The organism is Candidatus Avoscillospira sp. LCP25S3_F1 (genome assembly GCF_052117125.1).
Classification (GTDB): Bacteria; Bacillota; Clostridia; order Oscillospirales; family Oscillospiraceae; genus Avoscillospira_A.
Window position 1 is genome coordinate 1 of the sequence record NZ_JBQKJT010000009.1, and the last position, 21,216, is coordinate 21,216.

The following is a 21,216-nucleotide window of genomic DNA, read 5'->3' on the forward strand; positions in this document are numbered from 1 at the left end:
CCGGCTGCCGCCGTTTCGCCTTTTCAACAACATAACGCCGGTGGTGGCGGATGTCAAGGGTGGCGGAGCCGTTCAGCTTGTCACTGACATCCGGCCCCGGCGGTGTTACTCAAAGCCGCCGCTGGTCGTATGGGCGTGTTAAATGGGCTGCTGTACGACGGCTTTTTTCTTTTGCCGTCGTCCGGCAGGTAAGCAAACTTTTAATTTTCAGTATAAGAAATGCCCCAAAACCGACGGTCAAGGCGGGAAATTACCGCAATGACAATTAACGCAATGCCAGATGCAATCATAATCCACTGTAAGGGAATCACATCGGCAAGAGGGCCAAAAATTGCCATTCCAATAGGCATACACCCGGAATACATGGAGCCGAGCAGACCAAATACACGGCCTTGCATGGAAGTTTCTGTTTTTTCCTGTAATAGTGTCGTGATTGCCGTTTGTACTATTGTTAAGGCCACACCATACAGAGCCATCAATGCAAGATAAAAAATAAAATTCGTAGATAGTCCCATCAAGATGGCCATTGTTCCAAATATGGCTAATCCAAACAACAGTGTTTTTTTTCGACTTTTGAAGCCGCCCCATGTACTCATTAAAAGGCCGCCTAACATCATGCCTGCAAATCCCACCAGCTCCACCACGGTCAAATAGCCATAGGTATCGCCGTAAACTCTGCTCACCAAAAGGCCCGCAAGAAATCCGGCTGGAACACACAGAAATACAAACAAGCCATAAATGATTAGCAGTCTACCAATCAGCTTTTCAGAAAAGGCATAAGAAATACCAGCTTTCAAATCCGTCAATATAGAGGTTTCTTTCAGTTGCTCTCGTTCATAGGGAATCAAAACGCAGGATAAAAGTCCAATTCCCAGCACAGCTGTCAGAACGTCTATGGAAAGTGTTGAACGTAAGGTGCTGATTGTCAGAACAACACCTGCTGCCGCCGGAGCTGCAAACCGAACAACCGATTGCATGGTTGCATTGATACCATTAAATCGCATGAGCTGCTCCCCAGGAACGAGCTGGGGGATCACAGCGTTGACCGCAGGTGTTTGTACGCCAGCGCCCAAAGATCGCAGGACAGACATAAGGAGTAGAGTCCAGAGAAGAAGCTGATCCGCTATATATGGCATAAGCAGCATCATGGCAAGCGTAACCATTGCGATGACGAAATCTGCCCCAATGATCAGTTTTTTCCTATGATACCTGTCCGCCCAAACACCTCCAAAAAAGGAGATCAAAAATTCTGGCAGATAGGAGCATACACTGAATGCGGCCACCCATACACCAGAAGATGTATTCAGTGTGACATACCAAACAATCGCCATCTGAACCAGTGTAGAACCGAACAGCGTAATCGACTGGCTGATAAGGAACAAAATTGCCCGACTTTTCCACTTGTCTTGTGTTGTGTGCATTTGACTTCCTCCTATTCTGAAGGTGGAAGCACAAAACGTTGCGTAGGGTATCCAAACTCTATCAATAGTTCCCGCTCCGCAAAACCAAGCAGTTCCAATTCTTTGCGGTAGCCGGTATCTGCTTTATCGTGTTCTCGATACGTGGTTGTACTAATTTCTTGCCCTGGAAGGTACTTTTCCATAAGCTGATCCAAAAAGAGTTTCTGTAGACCGTAATTTCGGTATTGCGGATGAACACCCATAAATTCAATACTACCGGTGTTATAGGAAAAGGCCAGCACACCAATCGTTGTATTTCCGTCTTTTAGAATCAATGCCCGTTGTTCGTCAATACAGGTTCGCAGCTTTTGCAAATAATCATTTTCATTCAAAACAGGATACCCGTCCACCACCAGCCGGACAAGCCACATCCACCCCGGAATATCAGACTCATCCGCCATCCGAATATCTGCAGAAGAAAATATTTTACGCAGCTTCCTAGGTTCTAAAGAAAACCGTAGTTGGAGTGGATAAAATTCTTGACGTTCTCGATATTCAGCTGGAGGAATTTTATACATAGCCTTGAAAACTGTCGTAAATGCTTGCTGACTTTCGTAGCCGCAAGTCAACGCAATTTCTAAAATTGGCTTAGCTGAAAATACCAGCAATTTTGCAGCCTCAGTTAATTGTCTCCTCTGCACATAATCATGAATCGTCATACCCAGCATTTCTGAAAACATTCGATGCACATAGTATTTGGAATAATGGACCCCGGAAGCCACAGTTTCCAAATCCAGCTTTTTGCTTAAATTGTTCTCTATAAAGTCGATGACTGACTCGATGTTGAGAACTGTTTGATCTTCCATTCATGCTCCCTCCTTTCCAGAACATAGAATACCATCTTTGCAATTTATTTGTTTTATTATTCTTGCGGAATTGGCCATATCATTCCCGTTTGTCATTCTAAACACTCTGTTTTTTGGAGATTGGGGAACAAGCCGCAACAAATACAAGAAAATTAAGCAGGCAGAAATGGAACGCATGAAAGCTAAAGACATTTAATAGATAGCAAAGTTAGCCGAGTCAGTCAACGGTCAAGATGAATGGCGCATATGCGCCGCCGTTGAAAGCTCTGACCGCCTTTGCAGATAGGCAATCAAGGGGCGACAGCAAGGAGTGCTGCCGCCCCGCTCTATTCACATGAGATCTACAAGCTTAGCTTTGTGAATCTTATATGAATAGAAAGCGGCGGTCTTGATTGCTCAAAGCCGCCGCATGGCAGTCGCCCAAAATAGAATATCGAATAACAGAACATAAACACTTTTTTACCTGCGTTTAAGCAAGCGCCGCTTAAACGCTCTTATTCTGTTACCATATCTGCTTGTAATGATGAGACCCACAAACAGCGCTCCCATCGCTGCACCCTCAGCAAAATCAGAAATCGCAGCCAACACAGCAATTTCATCAAGTTCTGTGTGACTTATTAGTTGTGATATAAACCAAAGAATTGCACCGATAGCCGCTACCAACATACCACCCTTCAAGATAAACTTATCACGATACTCAGAAAGAGAAATACGCTCCAAAAAACGCTCCATCATGTAGTTCCTCATTAAAATCTGAGCATCTGCGGATTTTTCTCTGGAAAGGTTTCGTATTAAATCTTTAAGCTGCCTTGCTGTTTTTATCATAAAAGTACCTCCAAATACTGTCGTAAAATTTTTTCCACCTTGAACATCCCAGCATATTGCATTAAAGCTCGCAGGTTCTTATCTTTTCTACGAGCATACGCTTTCAATGCCCCCTGAAAGGTTTGAATTTCAATTCTACTGCGGCTTCTGAGCAAATCACAGATCGTTCGCTCCATATCATAAACCGGTACGGTATGCCCAAAAGGTGTCTGACCGCTGGACAACCCAACATCAAATAACTCTGGCTTCATGGTGTAAACAGATAGCCCTTCTGCTTTTAAGCGAGTCGGACTATAACCACGCCGTACTGTAACAGAATATTTGGAGGGTTCTCTGTCAGTCAAATCATGAAAAAACAAGGCCGATTCATGGGAAAACACTGCCTGATTACACCGCAGATGCAAAAGGAACATAGCATCTACCCAGGCATCTTCGGAGACATAAATACCATGGGCAACCTGTTGAAGATTTTTCTCTTTAACATATTCATAAAAAATGGGCTTTACAATTCCGCTGGCAATTACCTGCGCAGTTTGTAGCATCCCATCATGCTCGGTCAGAAGTCTGTCTAATTGCTCAAACCGTTCTGATCTGGTCACGATCATCACTTCCTTTCGTGCTACTATTATACACGAATATAGCACGAAAGTAAATAAGGTAATTATAGATCCACCGTGTATCATTTTTTATAGTTTTGCGTATTTTATCCATAAACCAACTCCTGAATTGCAAATTTCAAACTCTGCACCTTGCCCAGCAGCCAGATCGCAGCCAGCGGCAGCCCCATCGGGCTAATCAAAAATGCCATAACCAGCAAAATCACACCGTTCTGCGGGGAATAGGTAATCAGCACAGCCACGCCAAGCAGAGCAATCACCATGCTGAACAGACCAAGCACCAGACCGGATATGTAGATCAGCCCCGTGCAGAGCCAGACAAAAAGTGTCAGCACCAAAATAACCGGCGCAGTTACGATCATCAACAGGCATTTCAAAATCTTCATTCCAGTTCCTCCTTCCAACGCTCCAGATGCCGTTTACACAGGGCATCTGCTTCTCTCTCATCATCTTCCGTCACTTCCCGTTTACCTTTGGTCAGTTCAATCTCCAGATAAGTCCGGTAATCATCAGCTAAGAGGTCGAACAGTTCCTTGGGAGTATGGCACACCTCGCCGGTGCAATAGCGAAAGTCTTGGTCAAATTCAACCCTTACACATCCATGACGGCTGATATAAACTTCGGTGGTCTCGTCTGCGGCCAGATAGTCCGCAAAAATCTCCAACACTTTTTCAAAGGTCAGCATCTGTTTTCACTCCTTTGCTACGCTTCTTGCTCTACTCATATTATCCGGTACGGACAGGCAAAAGACAAGGATACCGGCAAAAAGAAAAAGCGGAGGGAGATGCGGCGAAGAAACGCCGTTCCTCCCTCCGCAAATGGAGTATCTTTCCCTGTTATGAAAGTTTAGAAAGCTGGGTAAGGATTTCCTTCACCCCCTCCCACAGTTGTTCCTGCCGCTGGGATATATCCTCCAAATCAGCATCATAAACCCGCCCGGTCTCATGCACTTTACGGGTCAGCTGATTCAAGTTGTTGCTGCTTCGGCGCATCAGGGAGACCAGCTCCTTCAGTTCCGGCAGATCCAGCTGCACCACATACCCATCCAGTGCCATTTTCCGCAGATAGGCACTCAAATTTTCTGTCCCGTATTGCTGCATCTTTTGATGGATCAGCTCCAGTTCCTCTGCGGATACCCAAAACAGCACCGGAACATCCCGCTTACGCTTTGCCATAGTTATCGCTCCGGTTCCCGTTTCTTCGGGGCGGCAGGCTTGTGGGCAGGCAGTTCCTGCTTGAGCTTATCCCGTACAGAGGGACGGGACGGTTGTATCTTTTCTCCCTGAGTACGGCTGAGCTGCTGTTCTTCTCGCACCAAATCAATAAAACCATCCAGTACAGCAGGGTGGCTGTTCAGGACATAACCACAACGGACAGTTTCGGGATTATCGTTGGGAATGGTCTTAGCCCATTCCTTATTGCGTCGGGAGTAACGCCCATCCCAGTCCTGAAGCTGGACGGTGTTGGCAAGGACCAGCGCCACACGCTCCATGCCATAGTTCTCGATCACACCCTTTGCCGCATCGTGACTGAGATACATTCCGTCGAAGTGTTCCCGCACCGCCGCTTCAATGGACTCCTTGCATTGGAGATTTACATTGTTGGAAGTTCGGTACTGCTCCAGCTCCCCATGTTCTCTCGCATAGGCGGCAGAGTAGGGATATGGGTAATCATGCCGATATAAAGCCGCTGATTATTCGCATACATCCCAAGTTGCAGTGATATGGTTTCTTCCCCATATTCCCACTTGAAGGGTACTTTCTTTTCCTCATTCATATCAGATTCCTCCTATCGTATCTGTTCTTTGTGGTCATAAAACAAATCTCCATTTCTGACCTTTGCATGGCTGAGAATCTTGATCTGCCCCTTTGCCTGACTGTCCAGAGCTTTTTCATAGCCTATATCTGACAAAAACAGGCGGGTCCGTTCTCCTTTCCAGCCCACCGGGGAATCATGCGTCAGCACATCAAAAATAATCATGTGCCGTGTGTTCTCCGCAAATCGCTGGAGATCCATGTAGTCATGGCCGTGGTAGTTCTGCGCCCCGGCTTTCTGGCGCATTTCCTCCATCAGCTGACCGATTGTTTTGCTTTCCTGCATAAAACCCACTTCCTTTCCGTTCTTATGAGACCAGCAAGATCATCTCCCGCAGCTGGGCAAAGTAGAGCTTGCCCTGGGGCGTAACCAGCGTGTAAGAACCGGTATGACCGTGATTGCAGTAGTCTTTGACGCAAAACAGCCCCGCATTTTTCACATTGGCATAAGGCAGCACATTGCCGGATGCCGTGCGGTACACAAACCGCCGTTCTATCAGAAACCGGACAAACCGGCGCTCCGGAACATCCAACTCTTTGGCGGTAGTCCTGAGATTGGTGCTGTGTTTTAAGTCGATGAACAGGTCATAGAAAGCGGCTTTGCCCTCCAGCTGTGCATTTTCCTTACGCAGAGAAATATTCGCTTCACGCTCAGCCAACAAGTCTGAGCAGAGCTTCATCAGAGCCTCCGGGGAAGTAGCTACCTCCCACAGCTTCTCTTTTGTGAGATAGGCCCCGTGCTTACGAATGGTAGGCAGGACCTCATCGAACACCCACCGTTCAAACCGTTCTGCCGATGGCAATTTGCTGTGAACGATTAGGCGGTACAAATCTCCTTCGGGGATAAAAGTCATACTGATTTTGCGGTCAGGGCTTTGTGGGTGAGGTGCGTCGCGTTTCACGACATACCTACAATGGCGGATAATTGCATCGCGGGGATTGCTGTACCCCAAAGCGCCAGCCACATCCGTTCCGCAGAACAGGTATTTGCCGTTTTCTTCGATGACCCGGATACTGCCAAACTCCGGGTTTTTGAAAATTTCCATCTGGTTCATGTCGTGCCTCCTTTGGCATGATAAAAGGCGGCCTTTACCAGCCGCCTGCGTGCATATCGTGGTTGACCAATGAAGTGAAGTGATTGTTCATGGTGGTAGGCGCATTGAACAGCACTGCAAGCAGGTACTGCTTCATGTTGCGTACCTGGGTGGTATTCTTTTGCAGACAGTCCATGACAAACTCGATGTGGGAGCTGTCCAGTTTCAAAAAACGGGAACGCACGATCTCGTGAGGGAAGTCTGCCCCAGAGATCCGGGTAGTCTTTCGTTTGGCACAGACCGTTTCAACCAACAGCTCTACGATCTCATTCAGGTCATCCAGGTAGAGAGGATAACGCTGCTTCAAGCAGTCATACTCGATATTCTCCAAAATCAACTCCCGATAATTTTCTATCTCTGTGACAGACATCGCATCCCTTCCTTTCCGTTCCGGCGGTCTTGCCGCCGCTGTTTCCCGGAAGGGAATGGAATCGGTACTTGATCCATAAGTAATTGATTTTTCTGTATTTGATTTCTCTATATTTAATTCTGCGGGCTTTTCCGTATCCGGTTTTACCATATCCGGTTTTACCATATCCGGGTTTTCCGTATCTGGTGAAGCCGTATCCGGCTGGGACATATCTGGCTGGGGCTGTTCATAGATGACATACTCGGTATCTGTGATCCGCCCACTTTTATCGCGTCTCTGATGGCGCACGATATATCCGGCTCCTTCCAGTTCACGCAGGGCAGCACCTATGGCATCCACGCCCTCCTTACAGATCTTTGCAAGGCCACGGGTGGTGTAATTCCAATCCTCCGGCAGCGACAGCATCATGGAAAGCAGCCCCTTGGCTTTTAACGACAGGTTTGCATTTCGTAAATGATGATTGCTCATCACGGTATAATCACGGGTCCGTTCAATGCGAAAAACGGCCATCGACCTCACTCCTTCCGAATTTTGGGTACAAAAAACCGCAATCCTCATTTCAAAGAATTGCGGTGTTCAACGCTTTTCAAATTTTCTTGCATAGAACCAAAACAGCGGCTTTTGGGGACGCGCCTCTGTAAATGGCTCCTCCTGGGCGAAAGGAAGTGTTTGCATCACGCGGTCAATATCCGTTGAATCCATGTCATGCTGAGATTTGCAATCTTCCCGGATTGCTTCTTGAATTTCCTTTACCGTACACATAGTCATTCCTTTCCTTTCGTTGTATGGGTTTATGAGCGGCGGCGTTTTCCCGGTTTGAAATCGAGGATATGTCCCTCAATCACACGAGCGTAACGCTTGATCTTGATCTCCCGGCGCTGCTGGCTTTGCAGGGCGGCCTGATACCCGTCCTCAGTCAAAAACAACCGCATTTCATCTCCGGGGCTGCCGTAAGCAGTGCTGGGACGCAGGACGGAAAACTCGATCATCCAGCGGGTATTATCCCAAAACCTCCCTACGGCGAGAATGTTGTGTCCTTTCAGCTCACGGGCTGAAATATCCCTCATAGGCGGCTCCTTTCATCGTTCCTGGTCTCTCTGACGCTTTTTCTGCCATGCCTCCAGTAGCTTGATGATGGTTTCCTGCATCCGCTGGGGCGTATAGCTTTTGGGGAAATACTTCCGCAAGGTGTCAGAGGTAAATGTCACTCGATCCAGATCGCTTTTCTTTTCCTCACCCATGATGACGCGCATCATATCGAGGGTCAGATGCCCCTCCTGACTGTATTTCTTGAGCCGCTGGGCTTGGGAAAGGGAAGGGGTAGCCTGTTCGCTGTCCATCGCGTCCAGCAGGTCTACCTGTTCCTCTTTTTTAAGAAAGGACAGCTCATAGGCAGGGTTCAGGGCGATCTTCTTTTCATCCACCATATCCATCAATTCAGGAATCAGCTCTGTCAGACGGATAAATCTCTTAATCTGTGATTTGCTATCTGGACTGTTCTCCGCGATTTTTTCTGCCGCAGTCAACTTCGGCCCAACTTGGGCCGAAGTTAAATCCGTCCTGGCTCCTTGGTGCTTAATGGCATCTAGCTTCATTTTATAAGCAAATGCTCTTTCGCTTGGAAGAAGGCTTTCTCGCTGCAAGTTGCTGTCAACCATAATAATCGTGGCGGCATCATCATCCAAATCCCGAACAATGACCGGCATAGTCTCCTTTTCTGCCAGCTCACTGGCTCTGTGCCGCCTGTGTCCGGCTACCAGCTCATAGCCACCCTCCGGGTCCGGTCGGGCAATGGCCGGAACCAGAACGCCATACTGCTTGATACTGTCAGCGGTCTCCATCATTGCTTCGTCATCCTTGACTTTGAATGGGTGGTTCTTGAACGGATGCAGTTCAGACAACGGAATTTCCTGAATCTTTTCCAGCTTTGCATCCTGGCGGCCTTCTTCGGTGGAGAACAGATCATCTACCGAGGCCAGCTCTATTTTTTTCGCGCTGCTTTTCAAGTTTCAACACCTCCTTCGTCAGATTTTTGTAGCCCTCTGCCACCTTGCCGCCGGGGTCATGGGCAAAAATGCTTTTTCCCTCTGCGCTGATTTCCTTTGCCCGGACAGAATGGGGAATCTCTGTGCCGAATACTTTGATCTTGCTGCCATAGGTCTCTCGCAAAAGTGCGGAGATCTCTTTGGCAAAGTTGGTTCGGCTGTCAACCATCGTCAGCAGGATACCGTCTATCTGGAGCTTGGGGTTGATCTGCCGCTTTACCTTGTTTACCGTGGAGAGCAGCTGTTCCAGCCCTTTGGCGGACAGATACTCCGCCTGAACGGGAATTATGATCCTGTTCGCAGCGGCCAGCGCATTGACTGTGAGCATCCCCAGGGAGGGCTGGCAGTCGATGAGAATATGGGAGTATTGCCCCTTCAGCGTGTCCAGATATTGCCGCAAGATAGTCTCACGGCTCATGGCATTTACCAGGGATACCTCCATACCGGATAACTGGATGTCCGCAGGCATCAGGTCTACACCCTCTGGGTGGTGCAGGATACCCTCGCCGGGACGAAGCGGCTCATCCATCAAGATACGCCCCATAGCGTCCGACAGCGTAAAGGGCAGCTTGTCCGGCTGAGGATTGCCCAGGCTGATCGTCAGGCTACCTTGCGGGTCTCCGTCGATCAGCAGGACTTTCTTTCCAGCCTGCGCCAAACCGATTCCAAGATTGGCACAGGTAGTGGTTTTGCCAACGCCGCCCTTCTGGTTGGCAATGGCAATGATTTGCGTGTTCATTGACTTCACCTCATTTCTAATTGTTGCTGTTGCTTCTGGAAATAGAAAAAGCCGCCACTCCAAAATAAAAAGTGAAGTGACGGCTCTTTCTATCGCCGGAATACGAGTTCCTGAAATGAAAAAAGCACCCAGTCATTTTATACTGAGTGCTATATCAAATTCATATTCAATTATTCAAATTAGGTCAAACTATGTCAAACTGCCACAGCCCAAAACGAGGGAAAGGAGGGACGAAAAACACCCCCAAAATCGGCTCTCGGTTGTCCTATAATTTAACCACTAACCCCTTTTTTTACCCCCATTTTTGCCGGTTGTCCTATATTTAACCACTAAAAATTGGGTGAAAACGGCTCTTGATTTGCCAAATTTGGTCAAACCATATCAGCCCGTTTAGATACAGTAAAACCCCGGAAAACCTTGATTTTCCGGGGTTTTTGAACCATTTTGATACGGTTTGAACAGCAGATTATCTCTTGCTGAACTGAGGTGCACGACGTGCTGCCTTGAGACCGTACTTCTTACGCTCTTTCATGCGAGGATCGCGGGTCAGCAGGCCGGCGGCCTTCAGAGCAGGGCGATACTCGGGGTTCAGCTTCAGCAGGGCGCGGGCAACGCCATGACGAATGGCGCCGGCCTGGCCGGACACGCCGCCGCCGGAAACGGTGCAGATGATGTCCAGGTTGCCCAGGGTATTGGTGGTGGCCATGGGCTGACGAACCAGCAGCTTCAGGGTCTCCAGACCAAAATAATCGTCGATATCACGGCCGTTGATCACGATGGAGCCGGTGCCGCCCTCGTACAGGCGCACACGGGCAACAGAGGACTTGCGGCGGCCGGTGCCGTAATGATACTGCTTCTTGCTCTCGTACATAGTCTGTTACCTCCTGAATTAGTCCAAAGTCCAGGCTTCGGGCTTCTGTGCGGCGTTGTTGTGCTCGGGACCTGCGTACAGCTTCAGGCGGGTCAGAGCGCTGCGGCCAATGGAGTTCTTGGGCAGCATGCCCTTGACAGCCAGCTCCATGGCGAACTCGGGGCGCTGCTCCATCAGCAGACGGTACTTCACTTCTTTCAGACCGCCGATCCAGCCGGTGTGATGACGATAGTACTTATCTTCCATCTTCTTGCCGGTCAGAATGGCCTTGTCGGTGTTGACAATGATGACGAAATCGCCGCAGTCAACGTTGGGGGTAAAATCAACCTTGTGCTTGCCGCGCAGCAGCTTGGCAGCGGTGGCAGCCGTGCGGCCCAGGGGCTTGCCGGCAGCGTCGAGAACGTACCATTTTCTCTGGACGGTCTCCTTCTTTGCCATAGTAGTGGACATAGTATTTCCTCCATAATCGGGAAGTCTGGCTTCCCAAAATAAAAATTTTGACAAATTCATTGGGCGCGATTACAATAATCTGCACAACCGCGCCTGTATTTTATACCACAACGGCGCTTTTGTGTCAACCGCCAAACGGCAACATTTTTATTTTGCGCGGAGAGAACTCTCGTTTTCTCACAATATCTCTCATTTTCTCTTATATGCTCAAAAGGCAAATTACATTTGAAAAGGATTTTTTCTATGCAGAAGCTACTTGGACTGGTCCGCCGCTGTGTGGACGACTATCAAATGATTCAGCCGGGGGACAAAATCGCCGTGGGCGTGTCCGGCGGCAAAGACTCCCTGACCCTGTTGACGCTGCTGGCGGGCCTGCGGGAGTTTCATCCGGCGGGGTTCTCCCTGGAGGCCCTGACCATCGACATGGGGCTGGAGGGGATGGACTTCTCCCAGGTGGCCGAATTGTGCCGCCGCCTGAACGTGCCCTATACCAAGATCGACACCCAGATCGCCCCCGTCATCTTTGAACACCGCAAGGAGAAAAACCCCTGCTCCATGTGCGCCAAAATGCGCCGGGGCGCCCTCAATGAGGCCATCCTGGACCGGGGCATCACCAAAATTGCCCTGGGCCACCACTACGACGACGCCGTGGAAACCTTCGTCATGTCCCTGATCTTCGAGGGGCGCATCAGCTGCTTCCAGCCGGTGACGTACCTGGATCGCACCGGCGTCACCCAAATCCGGCCCATGCTGTACCTCAGTGAGAAGACCGTCAGCCATTTCGCCGAGCGTATGCGCCTGCCCGTGGTCCACAACACCTGCCCCGCCGACAAGCACACCAAACGGGAGGAGATCAAACAGCTCATTTACGATCTGTCCGCCACCTATCCCGACTTGAAGGCCCGGATTTTCGGCGCCATGCAGCGGCTGCCCCTGCCGGAGTGGGGACCGGTTGACCACGGCAGACGCCCGCTGCCCGATATTGAATGAGAGTTCCCAGGGGACGCCGTCCCCTGGACCCCTGCAATTTTTTGTAAAAAAATTGACTAAAAACGTTCAATGGCCATGGATTCCGTGGGAATCCATGGCCACAATGCTATATAGACTCTGTAATCCGCCGCCAGATAAAAGTTTTACTCGATTTTTTTCAAAAAATCGTGGGGTCCAGGGGCAAAGCCCCGGTCGCCCGCCGCAGCGGGCGAAATCCCTGACCGCATCCCTTACAGCGTATCCTTGCTGCGGCTGATGCGGACCACCAGGCCGCTGAGGGCCAGGAGGCCGATGAGGTTGGGCAGGACCATAAGGCCGTTGAACATGTCGGACAGGCTCCAGACGAGGTCCACCTTCTGGGTGGAGCCGATGACGATGAAGACCAGCACCAGCAGGGTATAGAAGACAACGCCGTGTTTGCCGAACAGGGCCTGGACGTTGGTCTTGCCGAAGAAGTACCAGCCGATGATGGTGGAGAAGGCGAAGAACAGCATGCAGACGGCCACAAAGGCGTTGCCGAAGGAGCCGAAGGCAGCATTGAAAGCGGCCTGGGCCAGGGCGGTGCCCTGGAGGGAGCCGGTGACAGGCTCCAGAAGGCCGGAGGTCAGAATGACCAGGGCCGTCAGGGTCAGGACCACAAAGGTATCCAGGAAGACGCCGATCATGGCGATGACGCCTTGGTCGTGGGGGTGCTCCACCTTGGCCATGGCGTGGGCGTGGGGGGTGGAGCCCATACCGGCCTCATTGGAGAACAGACCCCGGGCCACGCCGTAGCGCATGGCCTCTTTCATGCTCAGACCCAACGCGCCGCCGAACATGGCTTCCGGCTGGAACGCGCAGACGAAGATGGAGCGGAAGGCGTCCAAGAGGGCGCTGTGGTTGATGACGAGAATGGCGCCGCAGCCCAGGATGTAAAAGATGGCCATGATGGGCACCAGCTTTTCGGTGAACGCGGCGATCCGGCTGACGCCGCCCAGGAAAATAAAGCCGGCGATGACGGCGGCGATGATACCCATGACGAGTTTGGGGACGCCGAAGGCCGTGTGGAACGCGTCGCTGATGGAGTTGGACTGGACCATGTTGCCCATGAAGCCCAGGGCCAGGATGATGGCTGCGGAGAAAAAGCCCGCCAGGAATTTGCCGAACTTACCGGTGAAGGCGGCGCGGATGTAGTAGATGGGGCCGCCGGTCACATGGCCCTGGGCGTCCACGGTCTTGAACTTCTGGGCCAGAATGGCCTCGGCGTAGATGGTGGCCATGCCGAAAAAGGCACTGACCCACATCCAGAAGATGGCGCCGGGGCCGCCGGAGAACAGAGCGGTGGCGCAGCCGGTGATGTTGCCGGTGCCCACCTGGGCGGCAATGGCGGTGGTCAGGGCCTGGAAGGAGGACATGCCGTCCTTGCCGGCCTTTTTGCCCGACAGGGAAAAGCCGCCGAACAGCCGCCGCAGTCCTTCTCCAAAGCGGCGGATCTGGATAAAGCCCAGGCGCACGGTAAAGAAAATGCCCGTGGCTACCAGCAGGAACAGCAGGGCGTAGTCCCAGAGGACCGTGTTGACAAATCCGACGATGGTTTCAATGAGGTGCATGGGGGGTCTTCCTTTTCTCTTTGGATTCCGCCAAATCAAATAAAAAAACCGGCTGCGCCCGCGTGGGCGTCAGTCGGCTCCGGATGGACAACGGCCCGAACCTGCACCAACGGTGCGGCAGACCCTTGTACCAAACTCTGTCCTTTTGCCTGAGAGATTCCCGCGGCCCATGGCCGCGCGTTGCACCTTCGGCACTCCCGCTGGGGGAGCTTCTCCAGAGCCACATCCGTTTGCAGTCCTCATTTCCCGGGGGAAACGCCTGAGAGTTTTGCTCCTTCGGCAAGGTTTGTTTGCGGCAACTCCACCCATTTGTGGCTTCGGTTCTCGCCGGTCCTTTTGCACCGCAAATGCAGTGCAGCTTCTTGCAATACATCCAGTATTCCTGCGAAGCTACACTTTTTTGCGGCACAAAAATCCTCGCCGAGAACTCTTGCCAAAATGTGCGGAGCTGCCGTATGGCGACAACACCACGGTGGGGTCACCGTATTACCTTTTTCCTGCAAACTTCACTTGCTGCGGTATACGGCGCTGCCTTCCGGCAGCGCCGCTTTGTTCTATTAAACTATAACATTACCCAAATGCCGTGTCAAGTCCATCGGTGATGGAATTTTGTGCGCTGTCAAACGCATCAGGCGATGCCGTACTCGTACTTCATGGCCAAAACGCGGACCACGCTGTCGGTGACGGTGTCCTGGGGCAGGGAACCGGTGTCGATGGCGTGAAGGACGCCGTCCACGGCGGCCTGAAAATCCTCGGGCATCAGCAGCAGGTCGGCGCCGGCCTCCAGCGCCTGGACGGCGGCTTCGGCGGCGGTGAAATGGTCGGTGATGGCCTCCATGTTGAGGGCGTCGGTGACTACAACGCCGTTAAAGCCCAGCTCCTTGCGCAGTAAATTGTCGATGATGGATGCAGACAGGCTGGCGGGGCGGTCGTCGCCGGTGACAGCGGGTACCGACAGATGGCTCACCATGACCATGGGGGCGCCGGCGTCGATACCGGCCTGGAAGGGGAGAAAGTCCTTTTCCTTCAGCTGCTCCAGGGTGGCGTCGGTGGAGGCTGCGCCGTTGTGGGTGTCGGCGGAGACGCCGCCCAGGCCGGGGAAGTGCTTGAGGGTGCAGAGGATACCGGACTCCTGCATGCCCGCCACCATGGAGCCGACCAGGCTGGCGGCCGTCTCGGCGTCGTCGGAGAAGGACCGGTCGCCGATGGCGGAACCGCTGGTGGACACGTCGGCCACGGGGGCAAAGTCCAGATTGAAGCCCAGGGCCAGCAGCTCATCGCCCAACGTCTTGCCCATGGCGTGGACCTGCTGGGGGTCGTTATAGGAGGCCATATCGTCCAGCTTCGTCACGCCCAGACCGCGGCTGCCCAGCCGGGATACGGTGCCGCCTTCCTCGTCCACGCCCAGGAGCAGGGGAGTCTTTGCATAGGACTGGGTGGTGGAAAGCAGGGTTTTGATTTGGTCTACGCTCTCCAGATTCTTGGCGAAGTAGACGATGCCGCCGACAGGGTATTGCTCCAGGGCGGCTTTGGTGGCGTCGCCGGCCACGGTGGCTGTATCGACGCCGGTAATAGCTTCCGGCGTCACCATAAACAGCTGGTAGACCTGTTCCTCCAGGGACATGGTTTCCACGGTCTTCCGGGCCTTGGTCACAAATTCCGACTCGGGCTCCGGCTCCGGTTCCGTGGTGGCCGTGTCGCCGGTGTCCGTGGTGGTGTCGGCGGTATCACCGGTTGTGCTGTTGTCGGTGCCGTCGGTGACCGGGTTGAACTGGGAGGGAATATTGGGTTTGCCGCTGCGGGCCAGGGGCACGATGATGCAGACTGCGCCGATGAGGACGCAGAAGCCCAGCAGTGAGACGAGAAAAATCTTAACGCCTTTTCCCATGGGAACTACCTCGTTTCTATCAAACTCGCAAAAATTGCACCACCATTCTACAGGGTAGAGCGAAAAATTACAAGAGCGCATTTGTGAACAAATGAATAATTCTGGCCATGGATTTCGGAGAAATCCATGGCCATAGAAAGTTTTACCCGATTATTTTCAAAAAATCGCAGGGTCCAGGGACAGCGTCCCTGGCGGGGTCCGGGGCGGCGCCCCGGAAAAACCCTTACTTATGATACAGCCGGTGGGACTGGTAGACCGGCTCGCAGGTGACGTTGCAGCCCAGCTTCTTAAAAACATTCTCGTCCACAGGGGAGAGGATGACCGAGGAATGGACCTGGCAGCCCTTGAGGTTGTTGAGCTGCTCCATGGCGATCTCGGCGGTGGGGTTGGTGACGGCGCACATGCTCAGGGCAATGAGCACCTCGTCGGTGTGGAGGCGGGGGTTCCGGTTGCCCAGGTGCTCCACCTTCAAATGCTGAATGGGGGCGATGATGGCCGGGGAGATCAGCTCAATCCGGTCGTTGATGTTGCCCAGGTGCTTGAGGGCATTGAGCAGGGCAGCGGACGAGGCGCCCAGGAGTTTGGAGGTTTTGCCGGTGACGATGGTGCCGTCGGGCAGCTCGATGGCCAGGGCCGGGCCGCCGGTCTGCTCGGCCCGGGCCAGGGCCGGGGCGACGCAGGGCCGGGACTCGGGGGTCAGGTCCAGGCTGCTCATGAGCATTTCGATCTTCTGGACCTCGGCGGCGGTGGAAGTGCCGCGGACCTTGCCGCAGGCGGCGGCGAAGTAGCGGCGGATGATCTCCTGGCGGGAAGCCTCGCGGCAGACTTCGTCGTCAATGATGGCGTTGCCCGCCATGTTGACGCCCATATCCGTGGGGCTCTTGTAGGGGCAGGTACCGTAGATTTTTTTGAACATGGCTTCCAGCACCGGGAAAATCTCGATGTCCCGGTTGTAGTTGACCGTCGTCTCACCGTAGGCGTCCAGATGGAAGGGGTCGATCATATTGACGTCGCTGAGATCGGCGGTGGCGGCCTCGTAGGCCAGGTTGACCGGATGCTTGAGGGGGATGTTCCAGATGGGGAATGTCTCGTACTTGGCATAGCCTGCCTGGATGCCACGCTTGTGCTCATGGTAGAGCTGGCTGAGGCAGGTGGCCATTTTGCCGCTGCCGGGGCCGGGGGCCGTCACCACCACCACGGGGCGGGACGTTTCAATATACTCATTCTTGCCGAAGCCCTCGTCGGAGACGATGAGGGGAATGTTGGAAGGGTAATCGGGTATACTGTAGTGACGGTAGACCTTGACGCCGAGATTCTGGAGCTTCTGGGCGAACTGCTCGGCGGCCCGCTGGCTGTGGTACTGGGTCATGACAACGCTGCCCACATAGAGACCCACGTCCCGGAATACGTCCACCAGACGCATGACGTCCTGATCGTAGGTGATACCTAGGTCGGCCCGGCGCTTGCTGGACTCGATGTCGGCGGCGTTGATGGCGATGACGATTTCCGCGTGGTCCTTCAGCTGCAACAGCATTTTCAGTTTGCTGTCCGGCTCAAAGCCCGGCAGGACCCGGCTGGCATGGTAGTCGTCAAAGAGCTTGCCGCCGAATTCCAAATATAGCTTGCCGCCAAAGGAATCCACCCGCTCCAGAATGCGCTTGGATTGCAGCTCCAGATATTTTTGATTGTCGAACCCGATCCTTCTCATGCGTATCGTCTCCTTTGCACCGTGGAAGTTTTCACATATGGTTTCATCATACCCGGAAATCCGGCAAAATGCAACACGGCATTTTTCACGGATTTTACGGGCCGAGGCCGAGGATTTTGCTGCTTTCTTGACTTTTGCGGTGGGAATTACTATAATCAAATGTAAGAAATGCCAACGACTATGACGAGGAATCCCAATGAAGAATCAAAAACAAGCCTATGGCAACGACAGCATCTCCGCATTGAAGGGCGCCGACCGGGTGCGCAAGCGTCCGGCCGTTATTTTTGGCTCCGACGGCCTGGAGGGCTGCGAACACGCCGTATTTGAAATCCTGTCCAACGCCATCGACGAGGCCCGGGAGGGCCACGGCGATACAGTCATCGTCACCCGGTACGCCGACCACTCCATCGAGGTGGAGGACTTTGGCCGCGGCTGTCCCGTGGACTGGAACGAGACCGAACAGAAGTACAACTGGGAGCTGGTGTTCTGCGAGCTCTACGCCGGCGGCAAGTACCAGAACAACGCCGGCGGCGACTATGAATACTCCCTGGGCCTCAACGGCCTGGGCGCCTGCGCCACCCAGTACGCCTCCAAGTGGTTCGACGCCGTTATCCACCGCGACGGCTTCGAGTACAAGCTCCATTTCGAGGAGGGCGAAATCGCCGGAGAAATGGAGAAAACCCCCTACAGTGGAAAGAAGACCGGCTCCAAATTCCGCTGGCTGCCGGATTTGCAGGTGTTCACCGATATCGACATCCCCGAGGAATTCTTCCTCGACGTCCTCAAACGACAGGCCGTGGTCAACGCCGGCGTCACGTTCCGGTTCCGCAGCGAGAAGGACGGCAAGTTTGAGACAACGGAGTTCTGCTACCAGCAGGGCATCCTGGACTATGTGACGGAGCTGACCGAGGGCAAGGCCATGACCATGCCCCAGTTCTGGGAGGCCGAGCGCAAGGGCCGGGACCGGGCCGACATGAACGACTACAAGGTGAAAATCTCCGCTGCCTTCTGCTTCTCCAATCAGGTGAGCCGTCTCGAGTACTACCACAACTCCTCCTGGCTGGAGTACGGCGGCGCGCCGGACAAGGCCGTCCGAAACGCCTTCGTCTATGCCATCGACGCCTATATTAAATCCGTGGGCAAGTACACCAAGAACGAATCGAAAATCACCTTTCAGGATGTGGCCGACTGCCTGGTGCTGGTGACCAACTGCTTCTCCACCCAGACGTCCTACGAGAACCAGACGAAAAAGGCCATCACCAACAAGTTTGTCCAGGAGGCCATGGTGGAGTTCTTCCGGGCCAACCTCCAGGTCTATTTCATTGAAAACAAGGCCGAGGCCGACCGCATCGTGGACCAGGTCCTGGTCAACAAGCGCAGCCGGGAATCGGCGGAAAAGGCCCGGCTCTCCATTAAAAAGAAGCTGTCGGGCAACCTGGATATTTCCAACCGGGTCCAGAAGTTCGTGGACTGCCGCACCAAGGACCGGGACAAGCGGGAACTCTACATCGTCGAGGGCGACAGCGCCATGGGCTCGGTCAAGCTGAGCCGCGACGCGGAGTTCCAGGGCATCATGCCGGTCCGCGGCAAGATTCTCAACTGCCTCAAGGCCGACTATGGCCGTATCTTCAAGAGCGAGATCATCACCGACCTGCTGCGGGTCATGGGCTGCGGCGTGGAGGTCCGGGACAAGCGGGTCAAGGATTTGGCCGAGTTCGACCTGGACAGCCTCCGCTGGAATAAAATCGTCATCTGCACCGATGCCGATGTGGACGGCTTCCAGATTCGCACTCTGATTCTCACCATGCTCTACCGGCTGGTGCCCACCTTGATTCGGGAGGGGTATGTCTACATCGCCGAGTCGCCTCTCTTTGAGATCAGTACCAAGGATAAAACGTGGTTTGCTTACTCTGACGCCGAAAAGAACGCCATTTTAAAGGAGCTGGAGGGCAAAAAATATACGGTCAACCGCTCCAAGGGATTGGGCGAGAACGAGCCGGAAATGATGTGGATGACCACCATGAACCCGGAGACCCGCCGCCTCATCAAGGTTATGCCCGAGGACGCGGAAAAGACGGCCCAGGTCTTCGACCTGCTGTTGGGCGACAACCTGCCGGGCCGCAAAGACCACATCGCCGAAAACGGATATAAGTATTTAGAGCTGGCGGATATCTCGTAATCCCGTCTGCCACGCCGCTATGAATGGTCCCGTTCCGGGGGAACGGTATTAAGATGGAAGAAACTGCATATTGGGAAAGGATGATCGACATGAAGAAACGATGGTTCGCGATTGTTTTGGCACTGACCCTGGCAGGCACATGCACCATTCCCGCAGGCGCGGCATATTCAGACGAATACTGGGACGGCTATAACGAGGGCTTTGAAGCGGGCTACGCCGACGGCGTCGCCGCCTGGGAGGCCGGAGAAGCTGAGCCTGCCCCCATCGGTACCAGGGAAGAAGGCTACGACGACGGATATGCCGAAGGTTTTGATGCGGGATATTTGTGGGGGTATGACGACTGGGAGAACGGGAGCGCGGACTGGCCGGCCCAGGAGCTGACGGACGCCGGCGGCGCGCCGGGGCGGATCAACGTCAAGTACAACGACCGCTGCATCGACTTTGACGCCGTATGGCCGGAAAACCAAGGCGGCAGCGTTATGGCCCCTGTGCGCCCGGTGCTGGAAGCCATGGGCGCGGCGGTGACGTACGACGGCGGTGTGATGACGGCGTCGCTGGAGGATGGCCGTATCCTGACTCATACCGTGGGCGATGATACGGTGGCCGTCACGGACGGGGCGGGGGAGACAAAGCTCTGTTCCATGGCCAGCACTTCCTATGTGACCGGCGGTGTCACCTTTGTGCCTGTGCGGCTGTTTGCCGAAGCGTTGGGCCTGACGGTGCTGTGGGACAGCGACTATCAGACGGTGGTTCTCCTGGACCCGGTCTCCCTGGAGGAGACGTATGGTTCCCGGCTGACCCGGCTGAATCTCCTGCTGTCGGAAATCCAGCTGCGTCAAAACCCGGCGGAAACATACCGGGAGACGGCGGATATTGCCCTTGATCTGACGCTGTTTGACACCATCGAGGGGGATAAACACCTGAACGCCACCGCCAAAACCGATACGCTCACCAACGGCGACGGCTTCCAGACCACGCTGGAAGTGGATATTTCAGAGCTGATGGACCTGCTGCTGGAGGAATACGGCGCAGAGGGCGGGGCGCTGTCGGCGGAGGACGAGACGGTGCTCCGACTGCTGGGACGGCTGGAAGCGGAATTGCGCTATGACAACGAGACACAGACGCTGTACATCCAGAACCCCCTCCTCGATTTGATGATGGGCCAGACTACCTGGCTGGAACAGCCTTTGGGCGACCTGTTGGACTGGGGCTGGCCGGTTCTGGATGGGTCGGAGCCCCTGACCGTCACGGACCTGGTTCTACTGTCCCAGATGCAGGATGTGGAGATGGGCAATCTCTACGCCTTTCATTGCTACGAGGGCGTGGATACCTCACTCAACCTCCTGCTGTCCGTGCTGGGAGACGACCAGTTTACCCGGTCCGGCTCTACCTATACCCTCCATGCGGAGAATGTTACAATTGGTTCCTATAGCGACGCGGCGCTGTTCTATTACAGTGGAACCCCAACCGTGGGTCTTGATCTGCAACTCACCGACCGGGGCGGCGGCCGCTGTGACTTCACCGGCGCCCTCTCCGTAGAAAGCGCCGACTATGTGTTGGGCCTGGACCTCTCCAGCCGCGACAGCGGTGGACAGGCCACGCTGACATTCCATCTGAAAAACCTGTGCAAAGGCGTATTGTCGGTGACGACAAGCCGCCGCGTCACCGACGAGCCGGTGGAGACGCTGCCGCCGGCGGAAGCAGTGTCCATGGCACTGGAAGAGGTGGGATATTTTTAAACTTGATGTTTGACTATACTTTACCAAAGGAC

The 21,216-nt window shown here is 53.7% G+C and carries 21 protein-coding genes, 3 pseudogenes and 1 riboswitch; of the genes and pseudogenes, 3 read left to right on the forward strand and 21 right to left on the reverse strand.

All coding sequences use genetic code 11. The features are described from left to right. Window positions 1–200: 200 nt before the first annotated feature. The 18 genes and pseudogenes from ACTQ33_RS09335 to rplM all read right to left on the reverse strand — a co-directional run bounded on the left by ACTQ33_RS09335 (window position 201) and on the right by rplM (window position 11,091). Window positions 201–1,421 carry an MFS transporter gene (locus ACTQ33_RS09335; RefSeq protein ID WP_441464171.1) on the reverse strand — a complete coding sequence of 407 codons (1,221 nt, stop codon included), beginning with the start codon at window positions 1,419–1,421 and terminating at the stop codon, window positions 201–203. Between the two features lie 11 nt (window positions 1,422–1,432). Continuing rightward, window positions 1,433–2,266 (reverse strand): helix-turn-helix domain-containing protein, encoded by an 834-nt coding sequence (locus ACTQ33_RS09340; protein ID WP_441464173.1) that lies wholly within the window; start codon window positions 2,264–2,266, stop codon window positions 1,433–1,435. Between the two features lie 648 nt (window positions 2,267–2,914). Beyond that, window positions 2,915–3,091: pseudogene (locus ACTQ33_RS09345) on the reverse strand (nucleotidyl transferase AbiEii/AbiGii toxin family protein); the annotation flags it as partial. Further along, entirely contained in the window at window positions 3,088–3,696 is a 609-nt protein-coding gene (locus ACTQ33_RS09350; protein WP_062807469.1) for a type IV toxin-antitoxin system AbiEi family antitoxin domain-containing protein, read from the reverse strand. The gene ACTQ33_RS09350 and the pseudogene ACTQ33_RS09345, both read right to left, overlap by 4 nt. A 98-nt stretch (window positions 3,697–3,794) precedes the next feature. Continuing rightward, a complete protein-coding gene (locus ACTQ33_RS09355; protein ID WP_062807340.1) occupies window positions 3,795–4,094 on the reverse strand; it encodes a CD1845 family protein in 300 nt (99 codons plus the stop codon). Then, on the reverse strand, window positions 4,091–4,393 hold the full coding sequence (locus ACTQ33_RS09360; protein WP_062807341.1) for a hypothetical protein: 303 nt from the start codon (window positions 4,391–4,393) through the stop codon (window positions 4,091–4,093). The genes ACTQ33_RS09355 and ACTQ33_RS09360 overlap by 4 nt, the downstream gene beginning before the upstream one ends. 151 nt (window positions 4,394–4,544) lie before the next feature. After that, on the reverse strand, window positions 4,545–4,889 hold the full coding sequence (locus tag ACTQ33_RS09365; protein ID WP_441464426.1) for a plasmid mobilization protein: 345 nt from the start codon (window positions 4,887–4,889) through the stop codon (window positions 4,545–4,547). Further along, a pseudogene (locus ACTQ33_RS09370) lies at window positions 4,886–5,371 on the reverse strand (DUF3849 domain-containing protein); the annotation flags it as partial. The gene ACTQ33_RS09365 and the pseudogene ACTQ33_RS09370, both read right to left, overlap by 4 nt. Next, a pseudogene (locus tag ACTQ33_RS09375) lies at window positions 5,371–5,484 on the reverse strand (DUF4313 domain-containing protein); the annotation flags it as partial. The pseudogenes ACTQ33_RS09370 and ACTQ33_RS09375, both read right to left, overlap by 1 nt. Window positions 5,485–5,496: 12 nt before the next feature. Continuing rightward, window positions 5,497–5,808 carry a DUF5720 family protein gene (locus tag ACTQ33_RS09380; protein ID WP_062807362.1) on the reverse strand — a complete coding sequence of 104 codons (312 nt, stop codon included), beginning with the start codon at window positions 5,806–5,808 and terminating at the stop codon, window positions 5,497–5,499. A 22-nt stretch (window positions 5,809–5,830) separates the two neighbouring features. Continuing rightward, window positions 5,831–6,577, reverse strand: a complete 747-nt coding sequence (locus ACTQ33_RS09385; RefSeq protein ID WP_062807363.1) for a BRO family protein — start codon at window positions 6,575–6,577, stop codon at window positions 5,831–5,833. Window positions 6,578–6,611: 34 nt separating this feature from the next. Then, on the reverse strand, window positions 6,612–7,496 hold the full coding sequence (locus ACTQ33_RS09390) for a DUF6017 domain-containing protein (RefSeq protein ID WP_262395767.1): 885 nt from the start codon (window positions 7,494–7,496) through the stop codon (window positions 6,612–6,614). 66 nt (window positions 7,497–7,562) lie between these two features. Continuing rightward, complete coding sequence (locus ACTQ33_RS09395) at window positions 7,563–7,748, reverse strand: hypothetical protein (protein WP_008982210.1); 186 nt, start codon at window positions 7,746–7,748, stop codon at window positions 7,563–7,565. Window positions 7,749–7,777: 29 nt separating this feature from the next. Then, the gene (locus ACTQ33_RS09400; RefSeq protein ID WP_068759160.1) at window positions 7,778–8,053 is read right to left on the reverse strand and encodes a DUF5720 family protein; all 276 of its coding nucleotides are present in this window, start codon (window positions 8,051–8,053) and stop codon (window positions 7,778–7,780) included. A gap of 12 nt (window positions 8,054–8,065) precedes the next feature. Further along, on the reverse strand, window positions 8,066–8,992 hold the full coding sequence (locus ACTQ33_RS09405; protein ID WP_062807364.1) for a ParB/RepB/Spo0J family partition protein: 927 nt from the start codon (window positions 8,990–8,992) through the stop codon (window positions 8,066–8,068). Beyond that, window positions 8,949–9,770: a ParA family protein gene (locus tag ACTQ33_RS09410; RefSeq protein ID WP_062807365.1), complete on the reverse strand. Its 822-nt coding sequence runs from the start codon at window positions 9,768–9,770 to the stop codon at window positions 8,949–8,951. The genes ACTQ33_RS09405 and ACTQ33_RS09410 overlap by 44 nt, the downstream gene beginning before the upstream one ends. A gap of 466 nt (window positions 9,771–10,236) precedes the next feature. Then, window positions 10,237–10,641, reverse strand: coding sequence for a 30S ribosomal protein S9 (rpsI, locus tag ACTQ33_RS09415; RefSeq protein WP_441464177.1), 405 nt, complete (start codon window positions 10,639–10,641; stop codon window positions 10,237–10,239). A gap of 18 nt (window positions 10,642–10,659) precedes the next feature. Further along, on the reverse strand, window positions 10,660–11,091 hold the full coding sequence (gene rplM, locus ACTQ33_RS09420) for a 50S ribosomal protein L13 (protein WP_441464179.1): 432 nt from the start codon (window positions 11,089–11,091) through the stop codon (window positions 10,660–10,662). 243 nt (window positions 11,092–11,334) lie between these two features. On the opposite strand from rplM, the gene ACTQ33_RS09425 reads away from it, so the two are divergent. Continuing rightward, window positions 11,335–12,081, forward strand: a complete 747-nt coding sequence (locus ACTQ33_RS09425) for a tRNA lysidine(34) synthetase (protein WP_441464181.1) — start codon at window positions 11,335–11,337, stop codon at window positions 12,079–12,081. A gap of 230 nt (window positions 12,082–12,311) precedes the next feature. On the opposite strand, the gene ACTQ33_RS09430 is transcribed toward ACTQ33_RS09425, so the two are convergent. The 3 genes from ACTQ33_RS09430 to ACTQ33_RS09440 form a co-directional block, all read right to left on the reverse strand. Beyond that, complete coding sequence (locus ACTQ33_RS09430; protein WP_441464183.1) at window positions 12,312–13,670, reverse strand: alanine/glycine:cation symporter family protein; 1,359 nt, start codon at window positions 13,668–13,670, stop codon at window positions 12,312–12,314. Between the two features lie 127 nt (window positions 13,671–13,797). After that, window positions 13,798–13,898: riboswitch (glycine riboswitch) on the reverse strand. Window positions 13,899–14,298: 400 nt separating this feature from the next. Continuing rightward, window positions 14,299–15,558 carry a glycoside hydrolase family 3 N-terminal domain-containing protein gene (locus ACTQ33_RS09435; protein WP_441464184.1) on the reverse strand — a complete coding sequence of 420 codons (1,260 nt, stop codon included), beginning with the start codon at window positions 15,556–15,558 and terminating at the stop codon, window positions 14,299–14,301. 223 nt (window positions 15,559–15,781) lie between these two features. Further along, complete coding sequence (locus ACTQ33_RS09440) at window positions 15,782–17,266, reverse strand: DUF1846 domain-containing protein (protein ID WP_441464186.1); 1,485 nt, start codon at window positions 17,264–17,266, stop codon at window positions 15,782–15,784. A gap of 196 nt (window positions 17,267–17,462) precedes the next feature. On the opposite strand from ACTQ33_RS09440, the gene ACTQ33_RS09445 reads away from it, so the two are divergent. Both ACTQ33_RS09445 and ACTQ33_RS09450 read left to right on the forward strand, forming a co-directional pair. Further along, window positions 17,463–19,445 carry a DNA gyrase/topoisomerase IV subunit B gene (locus ACTQ33_RS09445; RefSeq protein WP_441464188.1) on the forward strand — a complete coding sequence of 661 codons (1,983 nt, stop codon included), beginning with the start codon at window positions 17,463–17,465 and terminating at the stop codon, window positions 19,443–19,445. A gap of 89 nt (window positions 19,446–19,534) precedes the next feature. Further along, window positions 19,535–21,184, forward strand: coding sequence for a stalk domain-containing protein (locus ACTQ33_RS09450; protein ID WP_441464190.1), 1,650 nt, complete (start codon window positions 19,535–19,537; stop codon window positions 21,182–21,184). Window positions 21,185–21,216: the final 32 nt, after the last annotated feature.